Source organism: Streptomyces sp. S4.7 (assembly GCF_010384365.1).
In the GTDB taxonomy this organism is placed as follows: Bacteria; Actinomycetota; Actinomycetes; order Streptomycetales; family Streptomycetaceae; genus Streptomyces.
In genome coordinates this window covers 3,100,938-3,127,261 of sequence record NZ_CP048397.1, presented here as the reverse complement: position 1 = coordinate 3,127,261, position 26,324 = coordinate 3,100,938, and the positions used below count along the sequence as shown (strand labels likewise).

General features: G+C 69.5%; 19 protein-coding genes, 1 tRNA gene and 3 pseudogenes. 7 read left to right on the top strand and 16 right to left on the bottom strand.

The genetic code is table 11. The features are described from left to right. Nucleotides 1–53 precede the first annotated feature (53 nt). Nucleotides 54–1,448 carry an MFS transporter gene (locus SSPS47_RS13630; RefSeq protein ID WP_164251360.1) on the bottom strand — a complete coding sequence of 465 codons (1,395 nt, stop codon included), beginning with the start codon at nucleotides 1,446–1,448 and terminating at the stop codon, nucleotides 54–56. Nucleotides 1,449–1,596: 148 nt separating this feature from the next. Here SSPS47_RS13630 and SSPS47_RS13625 point away from each other — a divergent pair, with 148 nt between their 5' ends. Next, nucleotides 1,597–2,538, top strand: coding sequence for a helix-turn-helix transcriptional regulator (locus SSPS47_RS13625; protein WP_164251358.1), 942 nt, complete (start codon nucleotides 1,597–1,599; stop codon nucleotides 2,536–2,538). 142 nt (nucleotides 2,539–2,680) lie between these two features. On the opposite strand, the gene SSPS47_RS13620 is transcribed toward SSPS47_RS13625, so the two are convergent. Beyond that, nucleotides 2,681–4,069 (bottom strand): phosphoribosyltransferase family protein, encoded by a 1,389-nt coding sequence (locus SSPS47_RS13620; protein ID WP_164251356.1) that lies wholly within the window; start codon nucleotides 4,067–4,069, stop codon nucleotides 2,681–2,683. A 597-nt stretch (nucleotides 4,070–4,666) separates the two neighbouring features. On the opposite strand from SSPS47_RS13620, the pseudogene SSPS47_RS13615 reads away from it, so the two are divergent. Next, nucleotides 4,667–5,451 (top strand): annotated as a pseudogene (locus tag SSPS47_RS13615) (sulfite exporter TauE/SafE family protein); the annotation flags it as partial. A 56-nt stretch (nucleotides 5,452–5,507) separates the two neighbouring features. On the opposite strand, the gene SSPS47_RS35355 reads toward SSPS47_RS13615, so the two are convergent. Together SSPS47_RS35355 and SSPS47_RS35350 are read right to left on the bottom strand one after the other, a co-directional pair. Continuing rightward, nucleotides 5,508–5,942, bottom strand: a complete 435-nt coding sequence (locus SSPS47_RS35355) for a DJ-1/PfpI family protein (protein ID WP_239064895.1) — start codon at nucleotides 5,940–5,942, stop codon at nucleotides 5,508–5,510. 14 nt (nucleotides 5,943–5,956) lie between these two features. Next, the gene (locus SSPS47_RS35350; RefSeq protein WP_239064894.1) at nucleotides 5,957–6,214 is read right to left on the bottom strand and encodes a hypothetical protein; all 258 of its coding nucleotides are present in this window, start codon (nucleotides 6,212–6,214) and stop codon (nucleotides 5,957–5,959) included. Between the two features lie 400 nt (nucleotides 6,215–6,614). Between SSPS47_RS35350 and SSPS47_RS13605 the strand changes: the two genes are divergently transcribed. Both SSPS47_RS13605 and SSPS47_RS13600 read left to right on the top strand, forming a co-directional pair. Continuing rightward, nucleotides 6,615–7,625: a ferric reductase-like transmembrane domain-containing protein gene (locus SSPS47_RS13605; RefSeq protein WP_239064893.1), complete on the top strand. Its 1,011-nt coding sequence runs from the start codon at nucleotides 6,615–6,617 to the stop codon at nucleotides 7,623–7,625. Between the two features lie 531 nt (nucleotides 7,626–8,156). Further along, nucleotides 8,157–8,480, top strand: coding sequence for a helix-turn-helix transcriptional regulator (locus SSPS47_RS13600; RefSeq protein ID WP_164251352.1), 324 nt, complete (start codon nucleotides 8,157–8,159; stop codon nucleotides 8,478–8,480). A gap of 47 nt (nucleotides 8,481–8,527) precedes the next feature. On the opposite strand, the gene SSPS47_RS13595 is transcribed toward SSPS47_RS13600, so the two are convergent. Together SSPS47_RS13595 and SSPS47_RS13590 are read right to left on the bottom strand one after the other, a co-directional pair. After that, nucleotides 8,528–8,600: transfer RNA gene (locus tag SSPS47_RS13595), tRNA-Arg, on the bottom strand. Between the two features lie 209 nt (nucleotides 8,601–8,809). After that, nucleotides 8,810–9,664 carry a hypothetical protein gene (locus tag SSPS47_RS13590; protein WP_164251350.1) on the bottom strand — a complete coding sequence of 285 codons (855 nt, stop codon included), beginning with the start codon at nucleotides 9,662–9,664 and terminating at the stop codon, nucleotides 8,810–8,812. A gap of 231 nt (nucleotides 9,665–9,895) precedes the next feature. On the opposite strand from SSPS47_RS13590, the gene SSPS47_RS13585 reads away from it, so the two are divergent. Beyond that, a protein-coding gene (locus tag SSPS47_RS13585) for an IS3 family transposase (RefSeq protein ID WP_164250193.1) occupies nucleotides 9,896–11,097 on the top strand; the annotation gives its coding sequence in 2 pieces (ribosomal slippage) (nucleotides 9,896–10,187 and nucleotides 10,187–11,097; 1,203 coding nt in all). 1,180 nt (nucleotides 11,098–12,277) lie between these two features. Here SSPS47_RS13585 and SSPS47_RS13580 read toward each other — a convergent pair. The 9 genes and pseudogenes from SSPS47_RS13580 to SSPS47_RS13540 all read right to left on the bottom strand — a co-directional run. Next, the gene (locus SSPS47_RS13580) at nucleotides 12,278–12,535 is read right to left on the bottom strand and encodes a hypothetical protein (RefSeq protein ID WP_203557837.1); all 258 of its coding nucleotides are present in this window, start codon (nucleotides 12,533–12,535) and stop codon (nucleotides 12,278–12,280) included. A 104-nt stretch (nucleotides 12,536–12,639) separates the two neighbouring features. After that, nucleotides 12,640–13,113 carry a cyclophane-containing RiPP N-acetyltransferase HaaN gene (gene haaN / locus SSPS47_RS13575; protein WP_164251347.1) on the bottom strand — a complete coding sequence of 158 codons (474 nt, stop codon included), beginning with the start codon at nucleotides 13,111–13,113 and terminating at the stop codon, nucleotides 12,640–12,642. A 78-nt stretch (nucleotides 13,114–13,191) separates the two neighbouring features. Further along, nucleotides 13,192–14,352 (bottom strand): FxsB family cyclophane-forming radical SAM/SPASM peptide maturase, encoded by a 1,161-nt coding sequence (locus tag SSPS47_RS13570; RefSeq protein ID WP_164251345.1) that lies wholly within the window; start codon nucleotides 14,350–14,352, stop codon nucleotides 13,192–13,194. A gap of 13 nt (nucleotides 14,353–14,365) precedes the next feature. Continuing rightward, complete coding sequence (gene haaA, locus SSPS47_RS36195; RefSeq protein WP_343234881.1) at nucleotides 14,366–14,557, bottom strand: HaaA family cyclophane-containing RiPP peptide; 192 nt, start codon at nucleotides 14,555–14,557, stop codon at nucleotides 14,366–14,368. A gap of 107 nt (nucleotides 14,558–14,664) precedes the next feature. Further along, the gene (gene haaT / locus SSPS47_RS13560; RefSeq protein ID WP_164251341.1) at nucleotides 14,665–17,439 is read right to left on the bottom strand and encodes a cyclophane-containing RiPP biosynthesis TPR protein HaaT; all 2,775 of its coding nucleotides are present in this window, start codon (nucleotides 17,437–17,439) and stop codon (nucleotides 14,665–14,667) included. A 427-nt stretch (nucleotides 17,440–17,866) separates the two neighbouring features. Continuing rightward, nucleotides 17,867–18,331, bottom strand: a pseudogene (locus tag SSPS47_RS13555) (IS701 family transposase); the annotation flags it as partial. 27 nt (nucleotides 18,332–18,358) lie between these two features. Next, nucleotides 18,359–19,276, bottom strand: a complete 918-nt coding sequence (locus SSPS47_RS13550; RefSeq protein WP_164251339.1) for an IS3 family transposase — start codon at nucleotides 19,274–19,276, stop codon at nucleotides 18,359–18,361. Beyond that, nucleotides 19,273–19,581, bottom strand: coding sequence for a transposase (locus SSPS47_RS13545; protein WP_164247473.1), 309 nt, complete (start codon nucleotides 19,579–19,581; stop codon nucleotides 19,273–19,275). The genes SSPS47_RS13550 and SSPS47_RS13545 overlap by 4 nt, the downstream gene beginning before the upstream one ends. Before the next feature lie 70 nt (nucleotides 19,582–19,651). After that, nucleotides 19,652–20,353 (bottom strand): annotated as a pseudogene (locus tag SSPS47_RS13540) (IS701 family transposase); the annotation flags it as partial. Nucleotides 20,354–20,713: 360 nt separating this feature from the next. Here SSPS47_RS13540 and SSPS47_RS13535 point away from each other — a divergent pair. Further along, nucleotides 20,714–21,073, top strand: a complete 360-nt coding sequence (locus SSPS47_RS13535; RefSeq protein ID WP_164251337.1) for a DoxX family protein — start codon at nucleotides 20,714–20,716, stop codon at nucleotides 21,071–21,073. Nucleotides 21,074–21,553: 480 nt separating this feature from the next. Further along, complete coding sequence (locus tag SSPS47_RS13530) at nucleotides 21,554–23,467, top strand: AfsR/SARP family transcriptional regulator (protein WP_164251335.1); 1,914 nt, start codon at nucleotides 21,554–21,556, stop codon at nucleotides 23,465–23,467. Between the two features lie 134 nt (nucleotides 23,468–23,601). Here the strand turns inward: SSPS47_RS13530 and SSPS47_RS13525 are convergent, their stop codons facing one another. Next, nucleotides 23,602–25,866, bottom strand: a complete 2,265-nt coding sequence (locus SSPS47_RS13525) for an MMPL family transporter (RefSeq protein WP_164251333.1) — start codon at nucleotides 25,864–25,866, stop codon at nucleotides 23,602–23,604. Nucleotides 25,867–26,324 lie beyond the last annotated feature (458 nt).

Here is a 26,324-nt window from a genome sequence, read left to right as displayed (position 1 = left end):
ATCCGGTCCGCCGCTGTACCGCCGCTCCGGCCTCCCGCGACCCTTTCCCGAGGTCAGTTCCGCTTCCGGGGCAGCTGCGCCAGGACCGTCAGGACCCCGAACGCAAGGATGACCACCAATCCCGGCCGGAGCGTGGACAGCTCGTCGCCTGGCATGATCGCGGCTGTGACGACGGCGAGGCCGACGGCTCCGCCGACCTGGAGCGAGCTGTTGAGCATGCCCGCGGCGAGCCCCTGCTCCTCGTCGGGGACCCCGCTGGTGCCCGCGACCATCAGCGTCGCGATGCTGAGCGCGAAGCCCACACCCCAGAGCAGCGAGGCGGGCAGCAGGACCGTCCACAGGTCCGGCTCCGAACCGATGCGCAGAAGGAGCAGATAGCAGGGCAGAAAGGCCACCAGCCCCACCATCAGCACCCTGCGCACGCCGAACCTGTTCATCAGCGCGCCGAGCTTGGGCCCGATGACGACCACCATGAGCCCGGCGGGCAGCAGGACCAGCGCCATCTGCCACGGCCGCCAGCCCTGAAGATCCTGCAGGTACAGGGCCAGCACGAACTGGAAGCCCATGGCGCCCCCGTACAGCAGGGCGATGCTGATGTTGGCGGCCACCAGACCCCGGTTACGGAAGATGCCCAACCGGATCAGCGGCTCCCGCACCGTGCGCTCGATCGCGACGAACCCGGCGAGCAGCAGCCCGGACAGGGCGATCCCGCCGAGCGTCCGCCACGACGACCAGCCGGCGTCCGCCGCCGAGACCACCGTGAAGACGAGCAGCAGCATGCCCGCGAGAAGGGTGACTGCGCCGCCGATGTCCAGCCGCGGGCGCGCCGTACGGGGCGGGTCCGGTGGCAGGAAGCGCAGCGCGCCGATCAGCAGCAGTACGGAGAGCGGGATCGGCAGGATGAAGACTGACCGCCAGTTCAGCCCGGCGAGCAGACCGCCGACCAGCAGCCCGGAGGAGTATCCGGACGCTTCGAAGACGTTGAAGATCCCGAACGCCCTGTTGCGCTCGGGGCCTTCGCGGAAGGTCGTGGTGAGCAGCGACATGGCGGCCGGCGCGGCGAAGCCCGCGGCCATCCCCTTGACGAAGCGCGAGACGATGAGCAGCGTCCCGTCGTCGACGAGCGCGCCGAACAGCGACACGACGGCGAACGCGGCCATCGAGACCACCAGCACCCGCCGCCTGCCGAACAGGTCGGCGACCCGCCCACCCAGCAGCAGGAAGCTGCCGAACGCCAGGATGTACGCGCTGACCAGCCACTGCGCGGTGGCGGTGGTCATGCCCAGCTCGTGCTGGATCTCGGGAACGGCGACGACGATCATCGAGATGTCGAGCCCGTCGAGGAGGATCACCCCGCTGAAGATCATGAGGGAGATCCACAGCCGGGCGGGCAGGCGCCGGGAGACCTCCGGTGGCGGTTGTTCACTCGTGGCCGGGCTCTCTGACATGGGCGTGTCCCCTCACGGCTGCTGATGGATGCCGCGAGCCTCACCGGCGGGCCGGGGACCGGCCAGTCCCCTGTCGTACGTGCGCCGCCTGTTCCTGCTACCGACAGGGACAGCCACGGCTCGCGCCGTGCGCGTACCGTCGGGAGCTATGAACGCTCCGGAGACGGCGGCGGAGAGGGCGGTGGAGACGGCGGTGGAGACGGACGGCGACGGTCGGGTGTTCGACCCCCACGCCGAGATCGGCGCGTTCCTGCGCACCCGCCGGGGGCGGCTGAGTCCGCAGGACGTGGGCCTGCCGCCGTACGGGCGGTACCGGCGCGTCCCCGGCCTGCGGCGCGAGGAGCTGGCGCAGCTCGCCGGGGTGTCGGTCGCGTATCTCACCCGTCTCGAACAGGGCAGGGGCCACAACGTGTCGGCGGAGGTCCTGGGCGCGCTCTCCCGCGCCCTGCGGCTGACGGACGCCGAGCACGACCACCTCACCCGGCTCGCCAAGTGCCATCACACGACCAGACGCACCCTGCCGCCGCCCGCGCGGGAGCGGGTGCGCCCGGCGCTGCGGGAGATGCTGAGGTCCCTGGACGGCGTACCGGCGTACGTCACGGGCCGGCGCTCCGACCTCCTGGCGTGGAACCGCACGGCGGCGGCCCTCTTCGGCGACTGGGACCAACTGCCCCCGAGGGAACGGAACTGGGCGCGGATGCTGTTCCTGTCGCCCGACTCCCGCCGGCTGTTCGACGACTGGGAGATCCGGGCCGCGGGCGCGGTGGGAGCCCTGCGCGTACACGCCGCCTGCCGTCCGGACGACCCGCGGCTGCTGTCACTGGTGACCGAACTCTCCACCAGGAGCGAGGACTTCCGCCGCCTCTGGTCACGCCACGACGTCAAGGAACACCACCACGGCGCCACCCGTCTCCACCACCCGCTGGTCGGCGCCCTGACGCTGTCCTTCGAAACCCTCCAGCTCCCGGACGGATCGGACCAGACCCTCACGATCCACCACGCGCTCCCGGGGTCGTCGGCGTCCGAGAACCTCCGGCTGCTGACGAGTTGGGGTCCGCCGACGGTGGCGGCGGCCGCGCCGGAACGCTGACGCCGGACAACGGCGTCCGGCGCCGAGGTCCGGGGGTGGCGTCCGGAGCCGGCGTCGGGGGGTGGCGTTCGAGGGGGCGTCCGGAGGTGGCGTCCGGAGCCGGCGTCCGGGGGTGGCGTTCGAGGGGGCGTCCGGGGGTGGGTCAGAAGCCCGCCGCCGTGTGAGCGGCCGGGGTCATGTGGTCCGTGAACCAGTCACCGGCCAGCTCGGTGACCCGCTCCAGGGCGCCGGTCTCCTCGAAGAGATGCGTGGCACCGGGAACGACCGCGAGCCGGTTCTCGCAGTGCAGCCGGGACCGGGCCGCGCGGTTGAGGTCGATCACCTGAAGGTCGTCGCCACCGACGACCAGCAGCGTGGGCGCGGTCACCTCCGGCAACCGGGGCCCGGCCAGATCGGGCCTGCCGCCCCGCGAGACCACGGCGGCGATACGGGCGTCCGGCTCGGCGGCCGACCAGAGCGCGGCCCCGGCACCGGTGCTGGCACCGAAGTACCCCACGGCCGGCCCCTCGCATTCGGGCTGTCCGCGCAGCCAGCCGGTGGCATCGGTGAGCCGTCCGGCCAGCAGCCCGGTGTCGAAGACGTTGGCCCGGTCCGCCTCTTCCTCCTCGGTGAGCAGGTCGAACAGCAGGGTGCCGAGGCCGGCCCGGTTCAGTCCGGTCGCGACGAAACGGTTGCGCGGGCTGTGCCGGCTGCTGCCACTGCCGTGTGCGAACACGACGACCCCGGCCGCGCCCTCGGGGACGGTCAGCCGCCCGCGCAGCGTCGCGCCGCCGATCCGTATGTACGCCTCTCTGCCCATCTCACCGCCCACCTCACCGCCCCCTGGCCGGTACGCTTGGCGATCCCCGCCGGCCATGTCCACAGGCCCTGATCCGGCCCGGCGGCCGTCCGCCGGGCGATCGCCGGCCTCGGCCAGGCAGGCGACGACCTCGTCGTCGTCGGTCTGGGCGAAGTCGACGTAGAACTGTCCGATCGCGTAGAAGTCGCGCGGGGTGTGCGGACAGACGAGTTCGTCGGCGTCGGAGCCCATCCGCTCGGTCCAGTTCCGCGGCGCCACGGGGACGGCCAGCACGATCCGCTCGGCCCCCCGGGCGCGGGCGATCCGGCAGGCCGCGCGAGCCGTGGACCCCGTGGCCACCCCGTCGTCGACCACCAGCACCGTGCGCCCCTCCAGCCCGATCGGCGCGCGTCCGCCCCGGTACCGGCGGGCGCGGCTCTCCAGCACCTGCCGCTCATGGGCCTCGACACCGGCCAGCTCGTCCTCGGTGACGCCCGTCATGCGCACCACCTCGTCGTTGATCACGCGGACGCCGCCCTCGCCGATCGCCCCCATCCCCAGCTCCTGGTGGAACGGCACGCCCAGCTTGCGTACGAGACAGACGTCCAGGGGCGCGTCCAGCGCCTCGGCGACCGCGGCGGCGACCGGAACCCCTCCACGGGGCAGACCCAGCACCACGATCCCGGTGCCCCCGAGGTGCCCCAGAGAACCGGCCAGCCGACGGCCGGCGTCCCGGCGATCCATGAACAACACGACTCGACCTCCTTGCCCCGAGAGGAAAGCGAAACGAGCGGTGCGACGAGTGCTCTGTACATCTATCATCGTCCATTTGAAGGAACGACGCGCGCCGCCGATGAGGTGCGGGACGTTCGGCCCGCCGGGGCGGTCCGGAGGATGGCCGAGGGCGGTCCCCGATCCCTGCTCGTACGAGAACGGGGCTCTGCGTGGCATAGTCACCGACCGTGATCCCGCGGTACGGGGGCTGGGCCACGGACTCGACGGGAGGGCGTCGGTGGAGGCCGCCATGCCGGCGCGGGTCGTCACCGGGGACGCGTCCGACGACGTACACGTGGCCTACCCCGGACCTTCCGCCGCGCCGAGGCGCGCCGGCTGCCGGTTCTCTGCGCCCTGTACGCCCCGTACGTTCCCGTGCGCTCCGCGAGCCGCGAACTCCTGCGATCCCGTGGTCAAACGGTGCCGTGGCAGGGGCAGTTGAGGAAGTCCGTCCGGCGGGCACGGCGAGCGTTTCCGGGCGTGCAGTCCGTGCATGCCATGAACATCTTGTTGCCGGCCGGCCGCACCGCCGTGGGGTGTCGATACTGGTCCGGCGACGGACGGGCGGAGGCGACGGTGGACTGGTGGACCGTGCTGGGAGGGCTGGCCGCGGGGCTGCTGATCGCCACGTCGACCGCGCCCGTCGGTGTGTCCGGGGCGGTGTTCCTGCTCCCCGTCCAGCTGAGCGTCTTCGGCGTGCCGAACCCCGCCGTGACGCCGACCAACCTCCTCTTCAACGTCATCGCCGGACCGGGCGCCCTGTGGCGCTACGGCCGGACCGGCGCCCTGCGCGGACCGCTCACCCGGCGCCTGGTCGCCGGCACCCTGCCCGGGGTGGTCCTCGGCGCCGTCATCCGCGTCTTCGCACTCCCCGGGCCCACCGTCTTCCGGCTCCTCATCGCCGCCCTCCTCCTCCCGCTCGGTCTGTGGCTGTGCGCGCCCGCACGCTCCGCCGGGCCGACCGGCGCACCGCCACCGCTGAACCGTCCGCCCGTTCCGTAACCGCACTGGCGCTGGCCGTTGGGGTGGTGGGCGGGATCTACGGCATCGGAGGCGGCTCGCTTCCCGGCCCGATCCTCGTCGGCAGGGGCCTGCCGGTCGCCCCCGCCGCCCTCGCCGCCCTCGCCTCCACCTTCGCGACCTCGGTCGTCGGCGCGGCCACCTTCGCGCTGCTGTCCCTGGTCAGCAGCGGTGACGTGGCACCGGACTGGTCCCTCGGCACTGCCTGCGGAGCCGGCGGCCCGATCGGCGGCTACCTCGGTGCCCGCCTCCAGCCCCACCTCCCCGAGACAGCTCTGCGCCTCCTCCTCGGCGCCCTGGCCACCGCACTCGGCGCCCTCTACCTGGCCCAGGCCCTCCGCCGACCGTCCGCCTCGGCGCAACGCCGTCACCGTGCTGCTCGCGGCCGTGGGGTGGCTCAGCCCGATGGCCGCCGCCATACCGTGCCGCGCCTCTCGTACTCCAGCACCGTCTCCACCCGCTGGGCCAGTTCCGCGCCCACGTAGCGCTCCACAAGCCACAGCGCGACCTCCAGCCCGGAGGTGATGCCGCCGCCGGTGATCAGGTCGCCGTCGTCGACCACCCGCGCGTTGATCACCGTCGTGCCCTGAGCGGCCAGATCCGCCTTCGCGCCCGCGTGGGTCGTGGCATTGCGTCCCTTGGTCAGCCCCGCGGCCGACAGCACCATGACGCCCGTACAGATGCCCACCGGCTGCGCCTGCGATGCGGCCAGCCGGCGCAGAAATCCTCTGTCGGTGATGAGCGTGTTCACGCCCGGTCCGTCCTTGGCCGTGTAGCCGCCACCCGGCACCACGAGCACGCCCGCCTCCCGCGGCGACCAGCCCTTGTCCACCTCGACCTTCGTGCCTACGTGCAGGTGACCGTGGCCGGCCGTCCGGTCGTCACCATCGTCGTCGTCAACGCTCCGCCGCTCGCGCGGCCGGCGAGCCCCAGCACCTCCACAGGGGCGATGAAGTCCTGCTCCTCCACACCGTCGAACATCGGCACCTGCACGCGCAGCGGATTCGCCGCCGACACCGCTGACGCGCCCTCGTCCATGGCCCCAACTCCGGCTGCCGCACCGACGGACAGAGCCGAAGCGCGCAAGAACGTACGTCGTTCCATGACCGACCTCCCGGGAATTGTCGTCTGCACGAGATGTCGGCGGACATCCGCGTTCAGTTCCCGGGCCTGACCGAATCGTCGGTACGACCGAGGCGCCCCGCTCGTTCAACTCCGCCGATAAGTTCCCGGTGACAGCGATGTTTTTCTTGCCCGTCAATTGTGAGGGACCGGATCGCTGTCTACCGTGGCGGGAAAATCGTCGTTACTCTCCCCCGTAGGGAGCGTGGTACAGAGCAACGTTGCCGCGGGTTGTCCCTCATCTGTGTCCCGTGGCAAGCCGTACGGAAACCGGAGTTGAGTGATGGCGAAGTCCTCGGGATCTGTGACGCCTTCGTCGCGTCGGACGAGAGAACGCGCTCGTTTCGACTGGGCCGCGCTGCGCGCCGATCTGCGAGGAGCGGTGCCGGACGCCTCACTGGCCCTGGTGGTCACCGTATTGATCTACTGGCTGCTCTACGTCCGTGCGGAGAACGGGACTTCGGCGACCGTCAAGCTCATGCCGGACATGGCTGACGCGGGCGAGTTCTGGATGTACTGGATGTGCCAGGCGTTCGGCTGGTCGGCGATGCTGTGGGCCTATGTGACCGTGATATTCGGGCTGTTGCGTTCCGGGCCGAGACCCCGGTGGCGCCGGCTGCCCGCCGCGCGGCTGGAGAAATGGCACCGCACCACGAGTCTGACCACCATCGCCCTGATGTTCATGCACGCGTTCTTCTTCTTCACCGACCAGATCCGGACCAACCAGGACCAGTGGTCGCTGGGGCGCAGTGTGTGGACCGCGTTCGTCGATGTCTTCGTACCCGGCGGATACGCCACCGGCACCGGCCGTGTCGCCATCCTGATCGGCCTGTTGGCGATGTACCTGGCCCTCCCGCTCGGCCTCGCCTTCTACCTGCGGCACCGGACCGGTTCGCGCATGTGGCTGGCCCTGCACCGCTTCGTCATCGTCGTCTACATCCTCAGCGCCTGGCACACCCTGCTGTACAGCAGCCAGGCGTGGTTCGACGGCCCCTTCCGCACCATGGTGTGGGCCTTGCAGATCCCGATAGCCGTCCTGCTCCTGGTCCGCCTGATGTCTCCGGCCCGTCCGGGCGAACGCCTGCGGCTGCGCGACCCCCGGCGCCGCGACGCCGCCCTGCCGGTCAGCGCCCGGCTGCTCGGCAGGATCGTGGTGGGGGCCACGGTCCTGGGACTCTTCGCGGTCGTGGTCACCGGCGTGGACGGCGGGCGGGCCCCCGAGGCCGACGCTCTCGTACCGTGGTCCCACAAGTGGGTGATCTGGGCGGGCCTGGTGCTGTTCGCCCTGGCCGTCGTCGCCGTGATCCTCAGGCTGGGGCCCCGCGCAACCGACACCGCGAAGCCCGCGGCCCCCTCGGAGGAGCCCGCGAACGGAACGCCCGACCGGGTCTGACCCCGCTCCCGCACGACGCGCCGGACGGGTGGAGGGGATTCAGGGAATCGGGGCGGCTAGCACTCCCGATTTCCGACACGGCCCGGCCCGGTAATTCCCGCCCCGGCGGCTGTCGCGCAATCGCCGAAAGGCGAATCGCGGAAATCCGTCGCCATCATCAATTGCCTCAACGTTCCACGCCCGGCATCTGAAGAGGCGGAATTCCCTGGGAACCCGGCGAGCTCCACCGTCGACTGCTCCAGCAGACCCCCCACCGTCCGGCTACGTGGCCGTCGCCCTCATACACGCCGCCGAAGCCCCTCGCCGCGCCCCTGGGTCGGCTCACCGCGCCACGCTCGGCAGGCCTTCGTGGCCCCCGGTACGGCCGCCACCCCGGTTCGACTGCCGAGGTCGTCGCCGCGTCCAGGACGGCCCCGAGGGTGACGGTGGACGCGGCCGGGGTGAACGCCACCGAGCAGACCAGGTCCAGAAGGTCTGCGAGGCCGAGCACGGCCATGCCCAGTACACGTACGAACGGCGCAAGGAGAGCTGATGAACCACAGCACATGGAGGACGCGCCGGACCCGGCAACTCGCGGGGGAGGCGGTGGAGTACGACCAGGAGTACGTCGATGCCCGCCTGGCCGGCGACCTCGGCCAGGCGGTCTACGACCGTCGCATCGAGCTCGGCCTGTCCCAGGCGGAGCTGGCGGAGCGGGCCGGGATGACGCAGCCCCAGGTCTCCCGGATGGAGGGCGGAGACACCGTGCCGACTCTTCCGCTGCTGCGGCGCTTGGCCAAGGCCCTGGACGGCACTCTCAACCTGACAATCGACGAAGGCGACTCGCACGTCACCTTCACCCCACACGCCGCCTGAGTCGCCGAAGGGCACCTACGGAGATCCGTAGGTGCCCTTTTCCCATGTGCCCCCGGCAGGATTCGAACCTGCGACACCCGCTTTAGGAGAGCGGTGCTCTATCCCCTGAGCTACGGAGGCGGGGCTTGTGCGAAACCTTGCACGGAAGTCGATGAACAGTCCGCGTCCAGATCTTCCCGTCAAGTGGTGAGCGTCTGGATCGAGCGGCTGCGGTGTGCTGATGAGAGGGGTTCTTATGTAACACAGTGCAGCACCCGCCCGGGCGCTCGATCCACATCGTAGCGGATCGGGTCCCGGACGGGCGCGGAGGAGGTTGGCCGTGGTTGGGATCAGCCCGCGGGCTGCAGGAGGATACCGCTCTGGTGCAGGGCGCGGCTGGTCGAGTTCTGCGCGAGGACGAAGCCGAGGGTGAGCAGTTGCTGGGCTTCGACTCCGTAGGAGATCAGCCGTCCGTTCCATAGTGAGGCGTCGAGTTGCGCGTGGCCTGACTCGATGTCGCTGCGGTAGGGGTAGACGAGCTGGTGGGTGCGGGTGAACTCGGGGATTTGCTGGAGATGCTCGGCGCGGTGGAAGCCGCGTTCGTCGTCGCTCTCGCCGGGTGGTCGTTCGCCTGTGCGGCTTGTGGCGCCGACTCCGACCCGATATTCGTGCCGACCGTGGCGGCAGGGCCTGACCAAGAGGTGGTACCAGCGGAACGTGCGAGTACCGCGCCGTTCGAGTTTCCTGATCGGCACAGGGACCAGTTCAATGGTTCCGTCGGCGAAGTGCATCTTCTCGGCGATGCGCCCGTTGGCTGCCCACAGTTCGTGGCTGCAGCGACCCGGGCGCAGGGTCTCGTAGAACTGCGGGAGATTTCCCTTGTGCTGCTTGTTGATGACGAGACCGCCGAATCTCGCGATGACATCGCGGTGCACGCCCCGCATGGCGCCGTCGTAGAGGGTTCCCATGCATCCGGGCGCGGAGGACATGATGTCGAGCACCCCCTCAACGGCAACGGCTGCTTCTCCGCCGGGGTGAAGGTGGGGAACATACCGGGAGTCGAGGAAGACCCGGGTCGTGTAGTCGGCGCCCTTCCGGGCGGAGAAGAAGACATAATTCGGTCCAAATACCTCAGCGCCACCGCCTTCGATCTGGGCAACGGAGGCGGGGTCGATCCGGTGAGACCGGATCTCACCGGTCGTCATGTCCACACTCTGGCTGGCCCGAGCCAGGGTCGGGGATTTCAGGACTGTCCCGTCGGCTGCAATGAGCTGGTGTCGCTGAGGGCTGCTCCAAGAGCGGGTCTCGTGCTCGGGGAAGATTCCCTGAGCGAGTGCCTGCTGAAGAGCGAGCGGGCGGTGTATGAGGTTGGGCCTTGACCCTTGATCTTGGGCACACGAGACACTGGATCCTGAGGATCTGAGAACGGACATCTCGTGGTCATGAAGCACTACCCGCCGGAGTTCAAGGCGGACGCGGTCGCGCTGTACCGGTCCCGGCCCGGAGCGACGATCAGGTCGGTTGCCGCTGATCTGGGAGTCAACCCGGAGACGCTGCGCAACTGGGTTCGGGCGGCCGGGGCGAACCGGCCGAGGGGGCGCCGGGCGGAGACAGCCGCGGAGCCGCCCACGCCGCTGGAGGAGGAGAACGCGGCCCTGCGCAAGAAGGTCCGCGAGCTGGAGGAGGAGCGCGAGATCCTGAGGAAGGCGGCGAAGTATTTCGCCGGGGAGACGCGCTGGTGAACCGCTTCCAGTTCGTCGCCGACCACCAGCGCCGCTTCGGCGTGAAGCGGCTGTGCACCATCCTGGGCATCGCCCGCTCGAGCTTCTACTACTGGCGCAACACCGCGGCCGCGAGGGCGGCCCGCAAGGCAGCCGACGCGAAGCTCGCCGCGCGGATACGCACCATCCACCACAGCTCGGACGGCACCTATGGCGTCCCGAGGATCACCGCCGAGCTCCGCGAGAACGGCGAGCGGATCAATCACAAACGTGTCGCCCGCCTCATGCAGACCACGGGACTCGCCGGACTGCGGCTGCGCAGGAAGCACCGCACCACCATCGCGGATCCGACCGCCGCGAAGGCAGCAGACCTCATCGGCCGCAACTTCACCGCCGCGAAGGTGAACACGAAGTACGTCGGCGACATCACCTACCTCCCGCTGACCGGCGGGAAGTTCCTGTATCTGGCCACGGTCATCGACCTCGCCTCCCGGCGCCTGGCAGGCTGGGCGATCGCCGACCACATGCGAGCCGAACTGGTCACCGACGCCCTGGCCGCCGCGGAACGGTGCCGCGGCAGCCTGGCCGGCGCCGTCATGCACACCGACCACGGCGCCCAATACACGAGCAGGGCGTTCGCCGACGCCTGTCGCCGGGCGGGCGTGATGCAGAGCATGAGCGCCATCGGCAGCTCGGCGGACAACGCACTCGCCGAGTCCTTCAACGCCACCTGCAAGCGGGAGACACTCCAGGGCCGCAGGGCGTGGGCCGACGAGCGCGAAGCCCGCCTCGACCTGTTCCGCTGGCTCCACCGCTACAACACCCGACGCCGCCACTCCAGCCTCGGACAACGCAGTCCCATCGCCTACGAGACAGCCCTCAACTCAACATCAACTACCCTGGCCCCAGCCGCATAGCCCGTGTCCAAGATTCCGGGTGAAGGCCCCAGTGCCCTGATTCTTATCTTCACCCTATAGAGGGGCAAGAGGGGTACGTAGGTGACAGACGCAATTCGTGTTGCATCGTGAGGGGCGCAAGCCCTACATGACTTCCGGTCAGTCATCCCGCGCTCTCTACGGGCCCCTGGGCTCCAGTGTCTATGTCCCGCCCGGCGTGAACCTGGACAAGGACAAGGGCGTGAGGTGCCCTGGTTGTCGGGTTGATACTTCGAGCGCGTTCCTCGCCACGTACGGGACCCTCCGTGTGATGCGCCTGCTGAAGGGTGGGGTAGCCGCCAGCCGAGACACGCCCTGGAACTCTGCTTCTCAAGCCCGATAGCGGGCCTGAACCGGCGCTTGCCACCAGGGCCGCTACCGCCGCCAACGGCAAGACCGTTACCAGGCATGGGAGTGGGCCCACCCTCGGCTGACCACCGCGCCACCTGACTGAACCATGGAGGCGAACTCCATCTGGTCGAGGACGTATTGGTCCCAATCGAAGCAACGAGTTCAGGTCCCAGGTGCTGGTCCCCAGGCTGCCGATTCCTCTGCCGTGAGGATGTAGACGACGGGCAGCCCCATGCGGCACCAGGCGTGTCGGGTTCGAGCAGCACGAGTCCGCACGCCCGGAGAACGTCCGGCGGCCGGTGGCCTTGTCGCCGTCCTGAAGGACGAGGGCAAGGAACGTCCGACCAGCGGCGTGAGCCGGGGGCGGTGTGCGGCGTCATCTTTGGCAGGCCAAGCGCGGCTGTGCGTTTGGCGAGGCCGCCAGCTCGGAGGGCTGTGGTGCAACCGTGCGTATCTCCATCTCGATGCGCAGATCACCCTCTCTGTGAGCCTTGGGGGAGACCTGAGTCCTGCACCTGGAAGCCGTGAAGGTCATGCACAGCTCGACCAGCACTTGCAGCCGCCGCGCGGCCGTCCCCACTCCTGCAGTTTGACCTGGGCGCAGGCGGCCGACCAAGCCGCTGTCCTGGCCACGATGGGGGAGCGGGGCCGCCGTAAGCAAAGGCGGCTGCGCGACATGGACCACCGGCCGGAAAGCAAAGACCTGTCCACACCCAAACCCGCAGGACTGCAGCGTCCGGCTGCAGCCCTGTGCACGGTGACCTGGCGAGCCCAGGTTGGTCACGTGCGACCGTGCCTACGGCGGCTTACATCACGACAATGCCGACTGGCACTCCTCGCACCGTCGTGTCGCCTGCCGTTTGGTGTTTCCCTCGGTCGCGGTCGCCGGGTGGCTGCTGTTCAACCGGTCCCAGAGCCCGTGCGGCGGTTCGGTGATCCAGCCCCATCGCGGGGCCATCACCAACTCCTCGGTCAGGTGGGTGCAGCCCGGCAGGTGCGCGTACCGCGTGGGCGAGATCAAGATTGTGCCCGCACGGAAGCGCCGCCACTCCTGCGTGGGCTGGGGCACGGCACGCTTCTCCGATACGACCCCGTTAGGCGGGCAGGCGCATCCCAGCCCGACGATGCATTCACACCGGTCGCACCGCTCTTCCTTCACAGTCGCACCCGCCCTCAGCCCCTATTGGTGTCTACCCGGTAGACGATCTTCCCATCGAACTCCGCGAATCCCAGCGACTTGTAGAAGGCACGTGCGTTCGGGTTGTCGCGGTCCGTCATCCACTCGACCCGGCTGCACCCAGAGCGTGCGGCGGCCAGTGCGCGGAGTTCGTCCATGAGGCGGGCACCTACGCCCTGGCGGCGGAGAGTGCTGCGGACATAGAGCTCCTTCAGGAACAGGGAGTGGGAGGAGCCGGCCGCAGGCCAGAGGAACGAGTAGGCGGCGAGCCCGACGAGGTCGCCGGCCTCGTCCTCGACCAGGAGTGCGGACGCGAGTGGCGGCGAGCCGAAGAGCGCCTCCTCTACCTGGGAGCGGCGCTCCTCGAGCGGCTGGATCTCGGTCGATCCGTAGAACCGCTCGATTTCCTCGATCAGTTCGGCCACAGCCACGATGTCCCGCCTGTCGGCGGGGCGGATCGTCACGGTCATCGACATCTCCCTGTCGCTCTTCCATCGTTTCACTGCGCGTCGCAACGCCTGATCTTTCCTTGGCGGCAGGTCTCGTGGCTACGGGGGTGGGGTTGCCGCCGCCTGCGGGTCCCAGCTGTGCCGACGTAGGGACCCCTGGACATGCCGGATGAGGTACTCCAGGTCCGCGCAGTAGACGGAGGGGTTTTGGTAGCCGCGGGCGGCGCTGAAGCGGTGTGGGAGGTAGCCCCCGCCGCACACCTCCACCAGGGGACAGCTCTGGCACTGCTCGGCGAGCGCGGTCTTCCCGTACTGCCGGTGCAGAAGCTTCGGATGATGAAGGACCTCGTTGAAGGACTGCCTGAAGACGCTGAGCCCCAGCCAGGAGGCGCCTTCCTCGACGGACCGCAGAGTGTCCACACCTTCGATCGTGCCGTCGGACTCGATCACGGTGCTCGTCGGCGGGGCCAGGCCGAGGGATTCCACCGAGCCGCGCACGCCGGAGCTGAGTGCCACGATGTCTTCCAGCATCCGCACGCTGTGCCTGTCCTCGGGCCGGCCGAGCCAGGCGTCGTAGACGCGGCCCATCCACACGCCGTACTCGGGCACGCTCGGATCGTCGCGGTGCGGCGGATCGTCGTGAGTCGCGTGCGGAAGACCGAAGTCGATCACCGGAGGCTCGAACGATGCCAGGTAGTCGTGGACGTCGACCGGGTCGTTGGCCAGGTCCACGACGGCGAGCAGTCCCGCGAACAGGTGCGGTCGGGAACGCAGTAGTTCGATGCCGCGTACGGCGGAGGCGATGCTTGACCGTGCCGCGTGGGTCAGCCGGTGGCGGTCATTCGCGGCCGGTGGTCCGTCGAGGCTGACGCCCACGACTACCTCGTGCCGCTCGAAGAGGTCCAGCCACGGCTTCGAGAGAAGCGTCCCATTGGTCTGGAGCTCGAAGCGGACCTCCACACCGACCGGGATTTCCTCCCGTACGGCGCCGAGCAGTTCGGCCATGTGCCGGGGACCGGCGAGCAACGGCTCTCCACCGTGCAGCACGACGTGCACGTCCCCCAGTCCGTGCGCCGCAGCGTGCTCACCGATCCTCTGCCCAGCCGCTCGGGCCACATCCACGCTCATCCGGGCGGGTAGACGCCGCCACGCCTGGTCTGTTGAGTTGAAGACGTAGCAGTAGTCGCAGTCGATGTTGCAGCGGTTGGCAACCTTGAGAATGAAAGACCGAAAGGGAGCGATGTCCTCGCGCGGCGTCATCGAGCGGGAACGCTCACAGAGGCCGGGACCAGATCAGGGAAGCCTGGTGACCACCCTCGCCGACACGGTCCGCCGCGGCGTGCTCGGCCGCCAGCCGCTGCCGTACGCGGGCCGCGACTCGGTCCAAAACGAGCGCGCCCTGCGTGAGTTCCGGGCCGGCGGGCGCCGAGGCGTGCGGCTCGGAAACAGACGTGCGTGACGGCATTGAACGCTCCTCGTGACGGTACGACGTCGGTTGCGGCGACAGACCCGATCGCAACGTAGCAGCCCAACTACCCATGGTGACAGATGTGATCCGGTCAGAAGCCCGGCTCACCCCGCCTGCGACGCAAGCAGTTGCTCAACAGCGTCAGCCGCCCCATTCGCGCCCAACCGCCGGTACACAGCGAGTGCTTCGCGCAGCGAGCCCTCGGCCCGCGCGGGCCCGTCGGCCATCCAGTCGCAGCGGCCGACCCCCTCCAGACCCCGCGCTTCCTCCAACGGACAGCGGATGTCACGAGCTAATTCCAGCGCCTGCTCGAAATTCTCCCGCGAGGCTCCCCACTCGCCAGAGGCGTGCAGCAGCGTTCCCCAGTGGTTCAGGACCTCCGCCTCCCCGCACCGGTCGCCGAGCTCCCTGAGGATCTCCAGGCTCCGCCGGAACGCCTCGACAGCGTCCCCCTGCTCCGCGACCATTCCCTGCACAACACCCAACTCGCCCAGCGCGGCGGCCTCACCGCCACGGCTGCCGAGATCGCGGTACGCACCCAGGGCGTCCCCCAAGACACGGATCGCCTCGGTGATGTTCCCTTCCATGCGGTCCAGCACCCCGAGGTGGCGGAGGCTGTTCGCACGCCCGAACCGCTCGCCGAGCTCCGTGTAGTGCTCCAGAGCCTCGGAGTGCGCCTCCCGCGCACCGGGCAGATCGCCGGTAAGCCGCCGTACGACTCCGAGCTCGTTGAGGGCGTACGCCTGGTGGACCCGGTCGTCGAGCTCCTGGTAGATGCCGAACGCCTCACGGTGCCGCCGCGCGGCCAGCTGGTACTCACCCAGGAGGCAGTGCACGATGCCCAGGTCCCGCAGTGAGTTGGCCTCACCGTACTGGTCGCCCAACTCACGGTAGATCGACAGTGCCTCGGTCTGCGCTTCCACCGCGGCGTCGAACTGGCTTGTCTGCCGGCGCACCATGCCGAGGTCTGCGAGCGCGTTGGCCTGGCCGAGCCGGTCTCCGAGTTCGCGGTAGAGGGCGAGGGCATCGGTCTGGGCGCTGGCCGAGGCGTCGTTGTCCGCGATCATGTACGAGACGATGCCGACCTGGTTCAGAGCGTCCGCCTTGCCACGCCGCTCACCTACCGCGTCGTACTCCGTCACCGCCTCGTTCAGGGCTTCGGTCGCCTCGGGGTAGGCGGCCATGAAGCGTCGTACGACTCCGAGTTCGGCGAGCGCGCCGGCCAGGGCGCGCCGGTCGCCGGTATGCCGGGCGGCTTCGGCGGCCGTGCGGTGGAGGCTGACGGCCTGGTCCCAGGGGCCGGCCTGCCGAAGAAAGGGGGCCATGGCCGCGGCCATGCGGATGACCAGCTCATGCAGTGCGAGGCTGTTCGCCCGCCGAATGCAGGCGAGGACGTTGGCCCGCTCGTCCTCCAGCCAGCCCAGGGCCGCCGTACGCGACTCCATGGGCGGGGTCTCCACCCGCACGTCAACGTCTGGCGGCGCTGGTGCGGCGGCGCCGCTGCGCAGGATGTGTTCGTTCGCGACAGCGAGAGCGGCTAGGTAGTAGGTGCACACGCGCTGAACGGCCTGAACTTGTTCCATCGTGCCTCCCTCGTCGGCGAGACCGCGGGCGTAGTCGCGTAAGAGGTCATGAAGCCGGTAACGGCTTCCTGGGTGTTCGTCGATCAGATGGGCGTCGTAGAGCGCGTCGAGTTGCCCGCGCGCTGCGGCCACTGGGACCGAGCCGAGCGCGGCCCCGGCGTAGACGTCGAGGTCGGTACCAGGGTAGAAGCCGAGACGCTGGAAGAAGCGTTGCTGATCCGGTTCGAGATCCCGGTAGGACAGGGCGAACGTCGCGGCGACCGCGCGCTCCCCGGCCCGGAGCTCTCCCAGCCGATCTTGTGCTGCTACCAGCCGCGCCCGTAGGTCATCGGCGCTCCATGACGGATGGTGGCGAAGCCGCGCTGCGAGCAACGACACTCCCAGAGGCAGATGCCCGCACAGTCCCACCATATCCGCGAGGACGGCACGGTCGAGCGAGTCTGCCGAACGCCCGCTGAGCAGCACGAACAGGTCGACCGCGTGCGCCGACGGCAACGCCGCCACCGGCAGGACCACCTCCTCATACGCCGCCAGCCGCTTCCGGCTGGTCACCAGCACAAGACAGCCGCTCCCGCCCGGGATCAAGGGCTCAAGCTGGTGATAGCTGGCCGCGTTGTCGAGGATGAGCAGCGCCTTCTTGTCCGCGAGTCGACTCCGCCACATGGCGGCCCGCGCCTCGGTGACCGCGCCCACGTCGTCGCCGACTGGTATCCGCTGCGCCGGCACCCCGGTCGCGGCCAACAACGAGGCCAGCGCCTCGTTGGCCTGCACCGGTGTGCGCCCCGTCGTATGCCCGTTGAGGTTCACGAAGAGCTGCCCGTCCGGAAAGCACTCCGCGAGCACATGCCCCGCATGCACGGCGAATGTCGTCTTGCCGACCCCCGGCATACCGTCGATCACATGCACGGGCATTGCCGAGCCGCTCTCCTGAGAGACCCTCACGGACCAGATCAGGGCCTCGAGTTCGGCGCTCCGGTCGGTGAACGCCGCGGTGTCGCGCGGCAGCGATCGCAGCACCAGAGCCGCCCCCGGAGGCTCCAACCCGTCCTCCGGATGAGGCGGCTCAGTGGGCCGCGGGGGTGTCCGGGTCTCCGACAGCGCGGCGAGCAGCACGGCCAGCCCGACCATGGCCCCGCCCAGCAGGGCGAACGACAGCCAGGCGTGCCGCTGCAACCACCCCAACCAACCAGGCCACTCAGACTCGGACACCGCGTTCGTGACGAGTCCCACGAGCATCGTCGTCACGGCACCCCCGGCGGCCACGACGGCGATCGTGACCCCCCGCCGGAGTCTCATGCGCGGGCCGTCTGTCCATCGAGCGGAAGGAGCGAATCCGCCTCGCTACGACGGGCGCGACACATCGCACCGAGAACCGCTCTGACCACGAAGCCCCCCGAGTTTCAACGCTCAACTCCCCCAGCGCATCAGCTACCAAGGACTTTGGTCAAGGCCGCCTCTATGCCAATATGCGCCCTGCTTCAGGCCGCTTGCCTCGGACGACGGAGCCGTCCAACACGCGAAATGCTCCGGAGCTAGTACTGCAACGGTCTTTGTTCTGATGTGTGGGCAGTTTCTGGTGGTGTGTGGCCGCGTCGTTTGTAGTGGCTGATGCGGGCTTGGAATTGTCGTCGGCGGCGCCAGTGTGACCAGTGCAGGATGTGGTCGGTGAGGTGGGCGTGGGGCCGGGTCAGGCGGGTGGTCAGGCGCCGGATTTCGGGGAGGGTCAGGGCGATGAGCTGGGAGGATCCGTTTCTGCTTTCTCTGTGACGAGCGCGCGGGCCCGCAGGACGGTCAGGCAGGCGTGGGCGGCCATGGCGAGGGTGATGTGGCGGTGCCAGCCGGGGTAGCGGCGGACCTGGTAGTCGTCCAGGCCGCATTCCTGCTTGGCGGTCTGGAAGCATTCCTCGACGGCCCATCGGCTGCCGGCGACGCGGATCAGTTCATCGAGTGTGCTCTCGGCGGGGCAGTAAGCGATGTAGTAGGAGATTTCCTGGGGTCGGCTGACGCTGCGGCGGGCGATGACCCAGTGCCGGCGGTCCTCGCGGTGCCACGGGCGGACTTCCACTCGTGCCCAGTCGTAGACGCGGGGGCCGTGGGCGCCGTTGCCGCAGGAACGGCGTTTCCATTTCTGCCGGGGCAGTGAGGGAAACAGGTCGTGGACCGGGTGGTCCATCGCCCAGCGGGTGAGGTTCCCCCGTTGCTCGGGAGGTGCTGATCAGCTGGTCAGGGAGGGTTGACGGGGTTTCAGGTTCGCTCTTTTGGTCGTTGCCTGCTCGGCGTAGTGCTTCTCCTCGAACTCGATCGGGCTGAGGTAGCCGAGCCGCCTCTGGATGCGCCGGCTGTTATAGAAGCCGTCGAAGTACTCGAAGAGTGCGAGGTTGGCTTCGGCCCTGGTGGTGAAGACGCGGCCGCGGACGCACTCGGTCTTCGTCAGCATCCACAGATTCTCCGCGAGGGCGTTGTCGTAACTGTCGCCGACCGAGCCCATCGACGCGTCAATTCCTGCCCTCATCAAGCGTGTTGTCAGCTTGATGGACGTATATTGGCAGCCGTGGTCGGCGTGGTGGATGAGCTTGCCGGGCTCGACCTCGCGGGAGGCGAGCGCGTACTCCAGGCTGGACAGGACCAGGTCGGCGTCCGCGCGGGCGGAGGTTTCCCAGGCCACGACCCGGCGGGAGAATGCGTCGCGGATCGCGGACAGCCACAGCGGTCCCTCGGCGGTCGGGATCATCGTCAGATCGGTGACCCACAGACGGTTCGGCCCCTGGGCGGTGAAGTCCCGGTTGACGAGGTCCGGGGCGAGCGCGGCCTTGGGATCCCGGCGCGTGAAACCGCTCCGGCGCGGGCTGAGACCCGCCAGATCGGCCTCGCGCATCAACCGCTCGACGCGTTTGCGGCCTACGTGGACGCCCTCGCGTTTCAGTATGGCGTGCACCCGTGGCGACCCGTAGATGCCACCGGACCCGGTATGGATCGCCTTGATCTTCTCGGTGAGCTCGACGTCGCGGCGCCGCCGCTCGCAGGGCTCTTTCTCAGCGCGGCGCCAGCGGTAGTAGGTGGAGGAGGCGATGGAAAGCTCCCGGAGTACGCACTCGACTCCCAGGTGTGGATGCTCGTCGAGGAGCGCGGTCACCTGGGCCGGGTCGGGTCGAGTTGCGCCGCGAAAAACGCCGAGGCCGTCCGCAGCACGTCGTTCGCCCGCTTGAGCTGGGCGTTCTCCTTCCGCAGTGCCACCAGCTCGGCGTGTTCGTCGGTAGTCAGCCGGTCATCCCGCTCGCCGGCATCGGCCTCGGCCTGCCGGATCCAGCCCCGCAGGGCCTCGGGGTGGACGCCAAGGTCGACGGCCAGCTTCTTGATCTGCGGCTTCGGATCCGACGCGCGGTACATCCGCACCGCACGCTCACGCAACTCCAGTGAGTACTTTCTGGGGGCAGCCATGGACGATGTTCCTCTCATGAGAACCATCTGACCCTCTGTCATCGACTTCCGCATCTCGGGGGAACCTCAGGGACACGACGGTGTCATGGCGGGTGGTGGCCATGACGTGGAAGACATCAGCCTGCTCGAGTTCGGTCCGCCACCCTTTGGAGAAGCCGTAGGCGGCATCCGCGGTCACCCACCGGAACGGGATCTTCTCCGTGATCGCCCGGCGGACCATGGCCTTGGCGGTCACCACTTTCGTCTCGAAGGCGACCGTGTCCTCGATCCCCGCAGACCGGCAGCGTTCGCGGTCATCGGTCCATGACGTGGGCAGATACAGGCGGCGGTCGATCAGCGTGCGGCCGTGGACGCCGGCATAGGCGAGGAAGACACCGACCTGACAATTTTCTGTTCGCCCTGCTGTCCCGGAGTATTGGCGCTGGACTCCGGCCGAGCGGACGCCCTTTTTCAGGAACCCGGTGTCGTCCACGATCAGCACCGCGTCCGGGTCACCGAGATGTTCCACGACGTAGTCGCGGACGTCATCGAGGACCTCGTCGGCGTCCCAGTCGCACCGGTTCAACAGCCGGTGCATTCGATCAGGAGCCGCGTGCCCGGCCTCCTCCGCGAGCGTCCAGCCGTTCTTCCGCTCGAGCGGAGCGATCAGCCCCTGCATATACGCAAGTGCCGACTCCCGCGGCTCGGAGCGGGCGAATCGGTGCACGAACCGCTCGTGCAACTCGCCCAGCCCGGCCGCCCACATCCTGATGTCGCCGAGTTCCCCACCCATAGTCAGATCAACGACAGACCTGGCCACCAGTCATGCCAAACGCCGTTGCAGTACTAGGGCGCTGACCTGGGCCTCAAGGGTTTTCGACACATCCCACGGAGGCGGGGATGGTTGCGAAGAGTGCTGGTGGTGATCCGCCCGGGTGGGTGGATCACGGCCCCTGGGGGTTCCAGGCATTCGCTGGGTGCCCCGTCGCCGCGGAGCACCGCGCATCAGTGTAGCGGGTTGCCGTGGGGCGTGAGGGGCGGTGGCGCGGTGTGGGGGCCGGCGTCGGCGACCGGGGGTGGATGGGTCGCTCGATCAGGGGGAGTGCGGGGGTGGGGCCGCAACCCCGAGGGGGGTCCGGGCGTTGCGCGGGTGATGAGAGACCTGCCCGAGCCCGTGTGGCCCGTTGTCGTCCTGGCGCTGATCCAGGTCGGTGACGGGGTTCTCTGTCTCGGGCCCGTCCGGTTCGTGCGTGAGTGTTTCGAGGGTGTGGGCTTTCCGCGGGAGTGGTGGTGGGTCACGCCGCCCGTGAAGTTCGCCGCCGCCGCGGGGCTGGTCCTCGGGGTGTGGGTGCCCTGGCTCGGGGTGGTCACCGTGTGGGCGCTCGTTCTCTATTTTCTTGTGGCGGTCTTCACGCACGTCCGGGCGCGGGACTTCGGCCGCAACCTGTTTCTCAACGCCGTGAGCATGCTCGTCATCTGCGTGCTCGTCGCCCTGTACAGCTTCGGCCTGTAGGGACGGAGGTCCGGCGGGCGGAAGTGTCTGGAGGGACACTCCGAAAACTGGGGCCGTGGAGCGGGTGTGAGAATCGGGCTTGAGGGAACCCGTGAGCCCGATGAGGCTGTTGACACTCCGTTTGACAGCAGAGATCATCAAAAACTCTACAGCAGAAAGCACTTCACCTTCACGGTCGCCACACCGAGCCCCGCCGCACCGGCGTGGGGCCCCGGATCGGCGTCGTGGCGTGGAGGGTTCAGCGGAGTCAGAGATCAACGGGGCAACGGGGAAGCAGTTCGCACGCGGCAGCCGCCGCCGCCGGTTCATCGGCGGCCGTTTCGGGCTGAGCGTTTTCACGGCGTCCCGAGGAGACGATCCGAAAGGACACGACAGGTCTTGACGCACTCGGCGACCGAAAGCGCTCACCGTTCCGGTTCCCACCCGGACGGCTCTCATCCGGACGGCGACCACCCACTGCGCATCCGGATCCTCGGGCCGATGGAGATCAGTGGCCAGGGAGGGGACCGTACGCCGTCCGCTCCGATGGCCCGGCGGCTGCTCGCGGCACTGCTGCTCCACGCCAACGAACAGGTACGGACCTCCACACTCATCGACGAACTCTGGGACGGCGAGCCGCCCAGGCTGGCCCGCAAGACCATCCAGACCTACGTGTACCAGCTCCGCAAGGCACCGCACTGCGCGGGCGTGGGCGGCCCCGGGGAGCGGGTGGAGACCTGCCCGAACGGCTACCGGATCAGGCTCGCGCCCGACGAGATGGACCTGTGGCAGTTCGAGCGGCATCTCGCGCGGGCGCGCGCCGATCTGGGCGACGGCGACCCCGAGAGCGCGGCCCGCACGCTGCGCCTCGGGCTCGCTCTCTGGCGCGGCGACGCGTTCGCCGACATCGAGACCGGCCCGGCGCTGGCCGCCCGTATCTCACAGCTGGCGGACACCCGCCTCGGCGCCCTGGAGCTGCGGGTCGAGGCCGATCTGCGGCTCGGCCGGCACCACCGGCTGATGGCGGAGCTGCGGCAGCTCACCGCGGACCACCCGCTGAACGAGGAGTTCGCCGCCCAGCTCATGCTCGCGGCGTACCGTTCGGGCCAGCGCGGTACCGCGCTGGAGACGTTCGGACAGCTCCGCCGCGATCTGGTCCAGGAGCTGGGCATCGAGCCCTCGCACCGGCTCCAGCGGCTCCAGCGCGACGTGCTCAACGAAGCGCCGTCGCTGGAACTGTCGCCGGGCAGGCAGTCGGCCGTACGGGCCGCCGCGCCCGCCGCCGACATCCGCCCCCGGCGCGAGGTCATCGCCCAACTCCCCTCCGACACGCCCGATTTCGTGGGCCGACGAGCGGAGCTGGCGCACATCGTCACCCACGCCCGGTCGGGCAGCGCGACTTTGCTGACGGCTCCTCAGATCGTGACCGTGCTCGGCGGCGCCGGTACGGGCAAGAGCACCGTGACCGTCCGGGCCGCGCATCTGCTGCGTGAACACTTCGCGGACGGACAGTTCCACGTACGGCTCCACGACGAGAACGACCGGCCCACCGACCCCGCGGCGGCGCTGCGCTCCCTGCTGCGCGACATCGGCATGCGGATGGACGAACTGCCGGAGCAGATGGATGAGTTGGCGCGCATCTTCCGGAGCTGGAGCGCGGACCGGAGTCTGCTGCTGGTCCTGGACGACGCGTCCGGGCCCGAACAGGTCGTCCCGCTGCTCCCCGGCGGTTCGCGGAGCGCGGTCCTCGTCACCTCGCGCGTACGGCTGCCGGGCCTGCCCGGCGCGGCCAACGTCGAGCTGGGCCCCATGGAGACGGACGACGCCGTCGAACTGCTCGCCTCGCTCGCCGGGGTGGACCGCGTCGGCGCGGACGTCGCCGCCGCCCGGCAGGTCGTACGCATGGCCGGCAACCGTGCGCTGGGCGTACGGGCCGCGGGGGAGAAGCTCGCGGCCCGCCCGATGTGGTCCGTCACCGAACTCGCCGCCCGGCTGGCGCCTGACCACCACCGGCTGGCCGAGCTGGGCAGCGGCTCGCTCGATGTCCGGGGGCGGATGGCGGGCGCGTGCGCCCGGCTCGCCACACCGGACAGCCAGGCGCTGGCCTGTCTGGCCCGTGCCGGTGAGGCGCCGTTCGACATCCCCCGCGCGGCGCGGGCCCTGGCGATGGACACCTGGGCGGCCGAACTGCTCGTGGGCCGGCTGCTGGACCACCACGTGGTCGAGATCGCCGAATCGGCGCCGGGCGCCGTGACGGTCTACCGCATCCCCGATTTGATCCGGCTCGTCGCCCGGACGCAGGCCCAGGCCCCGGACATGGCGGTCGCGGAGCTGCGCCTGATGTCGGGGACGCCCTCGCGGGCGGGGCAGTCACCCGTGCCGTGCTTCACGTCCGTCCTGACACCGGCCGGATGAGCCCGCTCCCGTCCGGTTCCGAGACGGGAGCGGGCTCAGAGGCGCGCGACTCGTAGGCCGCGCCTCTCCTCGACCGCCGGACGGGCCGGAAACGCCCGCCCGGCGATCGAGGAGCCCGGCTTCGGTGAACAACCTCAGTGCACGCTCTCGCGCGTCGGCTTCCCGTCGGACGTGCCCGGCGACCCGGGCGTACCCGACGGCTCGTCCGGCGCCTCGCGCAGGCCGAAGCGGCGGTGGAAGCGGGCCAGCGGTCCCGGTGCCCACCAGTTGGCGCGGCCCGCGAGGCGCATGAACGCGGGCACCAGCGCGCCGCGCACGAGCGTCGCGTCCATCAGGACCGCGACGGCCAGGCCCAGCCCGATGGCCTTGAGGTACGAGATCCCCGACAGGACGAAGCCCAGCCACACGATGGCGATCAGTCCCGCCGCTGCGGTCACCATCGCGCCGGTGCGCTCCAGCCCGCGCGCCACGGCGAGTTGGTTGTCGCCCGAGCGGTCCCACTCCTCCTTGATGCGGGAGAGCAGGAAGACCTCGTAGTCCATCGACATGCCGAACGCGATGCAGAACAGCAGCACCGGCACGGTCCAGGTGATCGTGTCGGTGACTGTGAACTCACCGACGAATCCCTCCAGATGGCCGTCCTGGAAGCCCCACACCAGCACACCGAACGTGGCGCTGAGGCTGAGGCAGTTGAGGACCAGTGCCTTCAGCGGCAGCACCAGGGAACCTGTGAACAGGAACAGCAGGATGAACGTCGTGACACCGATGATCGTGAGTGCCAGCGGCAGCCGGTCGTACATGGAGTCCAGCGAGTCCACCAACTCCGCGGCCGGGCCGCCGACCTGGACGTCGTACGGTGCCTCGGTCGACCGGATGTCCTCGACCAGGCGCTCGCCCTCCTCGCTCAGCGACTCGCTCTTGGGGATCACCGAGAGATACGTGCTGCTGTCCGCGCTGAACCGGTCGGAGCCCGGTCCGGGCGGGGCGAGAAGCTCACCGGCCGCGAAGGAACCGGCCTCGCTGTCGACCCGCGCCACATTGCCGAGCGTGGAGAGCTTCTGCGCGTACGTCTCGATCGAACGCTCCCCGGTCGGCGGGGCGTCGTTCAGCACCACGTTCAGCGCCTGCGACTCCTGCGCGCTGAAGTCCTCGCGCACGATGTCGCTGATCTGCCGCGACTGGGTGTCGGCCGGCAGCACGCGGTCGTCGGCGAGGCTCATGTGCAGGTTCAGGAACGGTGAGCCGAGGAAGAGCAGCAGACCGATCACGGCGACCGCGACCGGGATCGGGAAGCGCATCACGGTCGTCGCGAGGCGGTACCAGAAGCGCTCGGCCTCCGGCTTCGGGGGCTGCTCCTCCTTGCCGCGGTTCAGGACGCGGATCCGGCCCTTGTCGATCCGCGGGCCCAGCGCCTTCAGCAGCGCGGGCAGGAAGGTGATGGAGACGATCGCCGCCAGCAGGGCGGTCGGGATGCCCGCGTACGCGAAGGACCGCAGGAAGTAGAACGGGAAGACCAGCAGGCCCGCGAGCGCGAGCGCGACCGTCACCGCGGAGAACAGGACGGTGCGGCCCGCGGTGCGCAGCGCGGTCGCGATGGCGGTGTCGGTGTCCGCGCCGCCGTGCAACTCCTCCCGGTAGCGCTTGAGGAGGATGAGTCCGTAGTCGATCGCCAGACCGAGTCCGAGGCCGGTCGCGACGTTGGTCGCCAGCACCGAGACATCGGTGAACAGCGTGAGGATACGGAGCGTCAGAAGCACGGACACGATGGTCAGTCCGGCGACCATCAGCGGCACCAGCGCGGCGACCACACCGCGGAAGACGAACAGCATCACGACCAGCAGGACCGGGAAGGTGACCATCTCGATCAGGAGGAGGTCGTCCTGGGTGGTGTCCGTGATCTCCTTGTTGGCGACCGCGACGCCGCCCACGCGGGTGTCGAGGCCCTCCACCTTGGTGTCGTACTCCGGCTGGATCCGCTCCAGCGTCTTCTGCACCTGGTCCTCGTCGCCGGTGATCCGTACGAGGATCAGGGCGCTGTTCCCGCCTTCGCCGCGCAGGGCCGGGGCCTTGCCCAACGTCCAGTAGGACAGGGCCTGTTCAACACCCTTCTCGGCGCCGATGCGTTCGGTGAGCCGCGCACCGGCCGCGCCCACGGCCGGATCGTCGACGCCGCGCTTGTCCGAGACCAGCAGGGTCAGATTGGGGGCACCCGAACCGAACCGTCCGTCCAGGACCTCGGCCGTCCGCGCGGATTCGGTCGAACTGTCGGTGAATCCACCGGCGGAGAGAGTCGATATCACGCCACCGCCCAGCGCTCCCGCGAGCACGAGGAGCACACCGGAGAGATAGAGGACCAGCCTGCTGCGGTGTGTGGTGAATCTGGCCAGTGAGGCGAACATTCGGCAACCTTTCGAGGGGGAACGCCGTTTCTGGGGGCGGCGTGTCGATCCCGTTCACACGATCAAGGTAGGGAGCGCGCGAGCCCACTGGCAATGACAACCCCTCGCGCGGCGCGCCCGGTTGAACGGTCGCGCGGGTGCGGTGGGCGCGGTTCGGGGCGGCGGGCCGGGTCGGGCCCTTCCTGCCCGCCTCCTCGTACCCGCCTCCTCGTACCCGCCTCCTCGTACCCGCCTCCTCGTACCCGCCTCCTCGTACCCGACTCCTCGCAGCCGGCCCTACGCACACGGCCCTACGCACACGGCCCTTCGCATCCGGCCCGGACGGGCCACCGCGGGGTGGTCCGGGGGGTCGGGACGACGGTTGGGCAGCATGCTCCCCCACTACGGTCCACCAGCGCGTGAATGCGCACAATGACAGGTGTATGCGGGTCATTCCCTGCATGACTGCTATATCTAAC

What these genes read in the sequence shown, in the direction of transcription:
- SSPS47_RS13630 (WP_164251360.1), bottom strand. Translation starts at nt 1,448, where the DNA reads ATGTCAGAGAGCCCGGCCACGAGTGAACAACCGCCACCGGAGGTCTCC.
- SSPS47_RS13625 (WP_164251358.1), top strand. Translation starts at nt 1,597, where the DNA reads ATGAACGCTCCGGAGACGGCGGCGGAGAGGGCGGTGGAGACGGCGGTG.
- SSPS47_RS35350 (WP_239064894.1), bottom strand. Translation starts at nt 6,214, where the DNA reads ATGGAACGACGTACGTTCTTGCGCGCTTCGGCTCTGTCCGTCGGTGCG.
- SSPS47_RS13600 (WP_164251352.1), top strand. Translation starts at nt 8,157, where the DNA reads ATGAACCACAGCACATGGAGGACGCGCCGGACCCGGCAACTCGCGGGG.
- SSPS47_RS13590 (WP_164251350.1), bottom strand. Translation starts at nt 9,664, where the DNA reads ATGACGACCGGTGAGATCCGGTCTCACCGGATCGACCCCGCCTCCGTT.
- haaN (WP_164251347.1), bottom strand. Translation starts at nt 13,113, where the DNA reads ATGACCGTGACGATCCGCCCCGCCGACAGGCGGGACATCGTGGCTGTG.
- SSPS47_RS13570 (WP_164251345.1), bottom strand. Translation starts at nt 14,352, where the DNA reads ATGACGCCGCGCGAGGACATCGCTCCCTTTCGGTCTTTCATTCTCAAG.
- haaA (WP_343234881.1), bottom strand. Translation starts at nt 14,557, where the DNA reads ATGCCGTCACGCACGTCTGTTTCCGAGCCGCACGCCTCGGCGCCCGCC.
- haaT (WP_164251341.1), bottom strand. Translation starts at nt 17,439, where the DNA reads ATGAGACTCCGGCGGGGGGTCACGATCGCCGTCGTGGCCGCCGGGGGT.
- SSPS47_RS13545 (WP_164247473.1), bottom strand. Translation starts at nt 19,581, where the DNA reads ATGGCTGCCCCCAGAAAGTACTCACTGGAGTTGCGTGAGCGTGCGGTG.
- SSPS47_RS13535 (WP_164251337.1), top strand. Translation starts at nt 20,714, where the DNA reads ATGAGAGACCTGCCCGAGCCCGTGTGGCCCGTTGTCGTCCTGGCGCTG.
- SSPS47_RS13530 (WP_164251335.1), top strand. Translation starts at nt 21,554, where the DNA reads ATGGAGATCAGTGGCCAGGGAGGGGACCGTACGCCGTCCGCTCCGATG.
- SSPS47_RS13525 (WP_164251333.1), bottom strand. Translation starts at nt 25,866, where the DNA reads ATGTTCGCCTCACTGGCCAGATTCACCACACACCGCAGCAGGCTGGTC.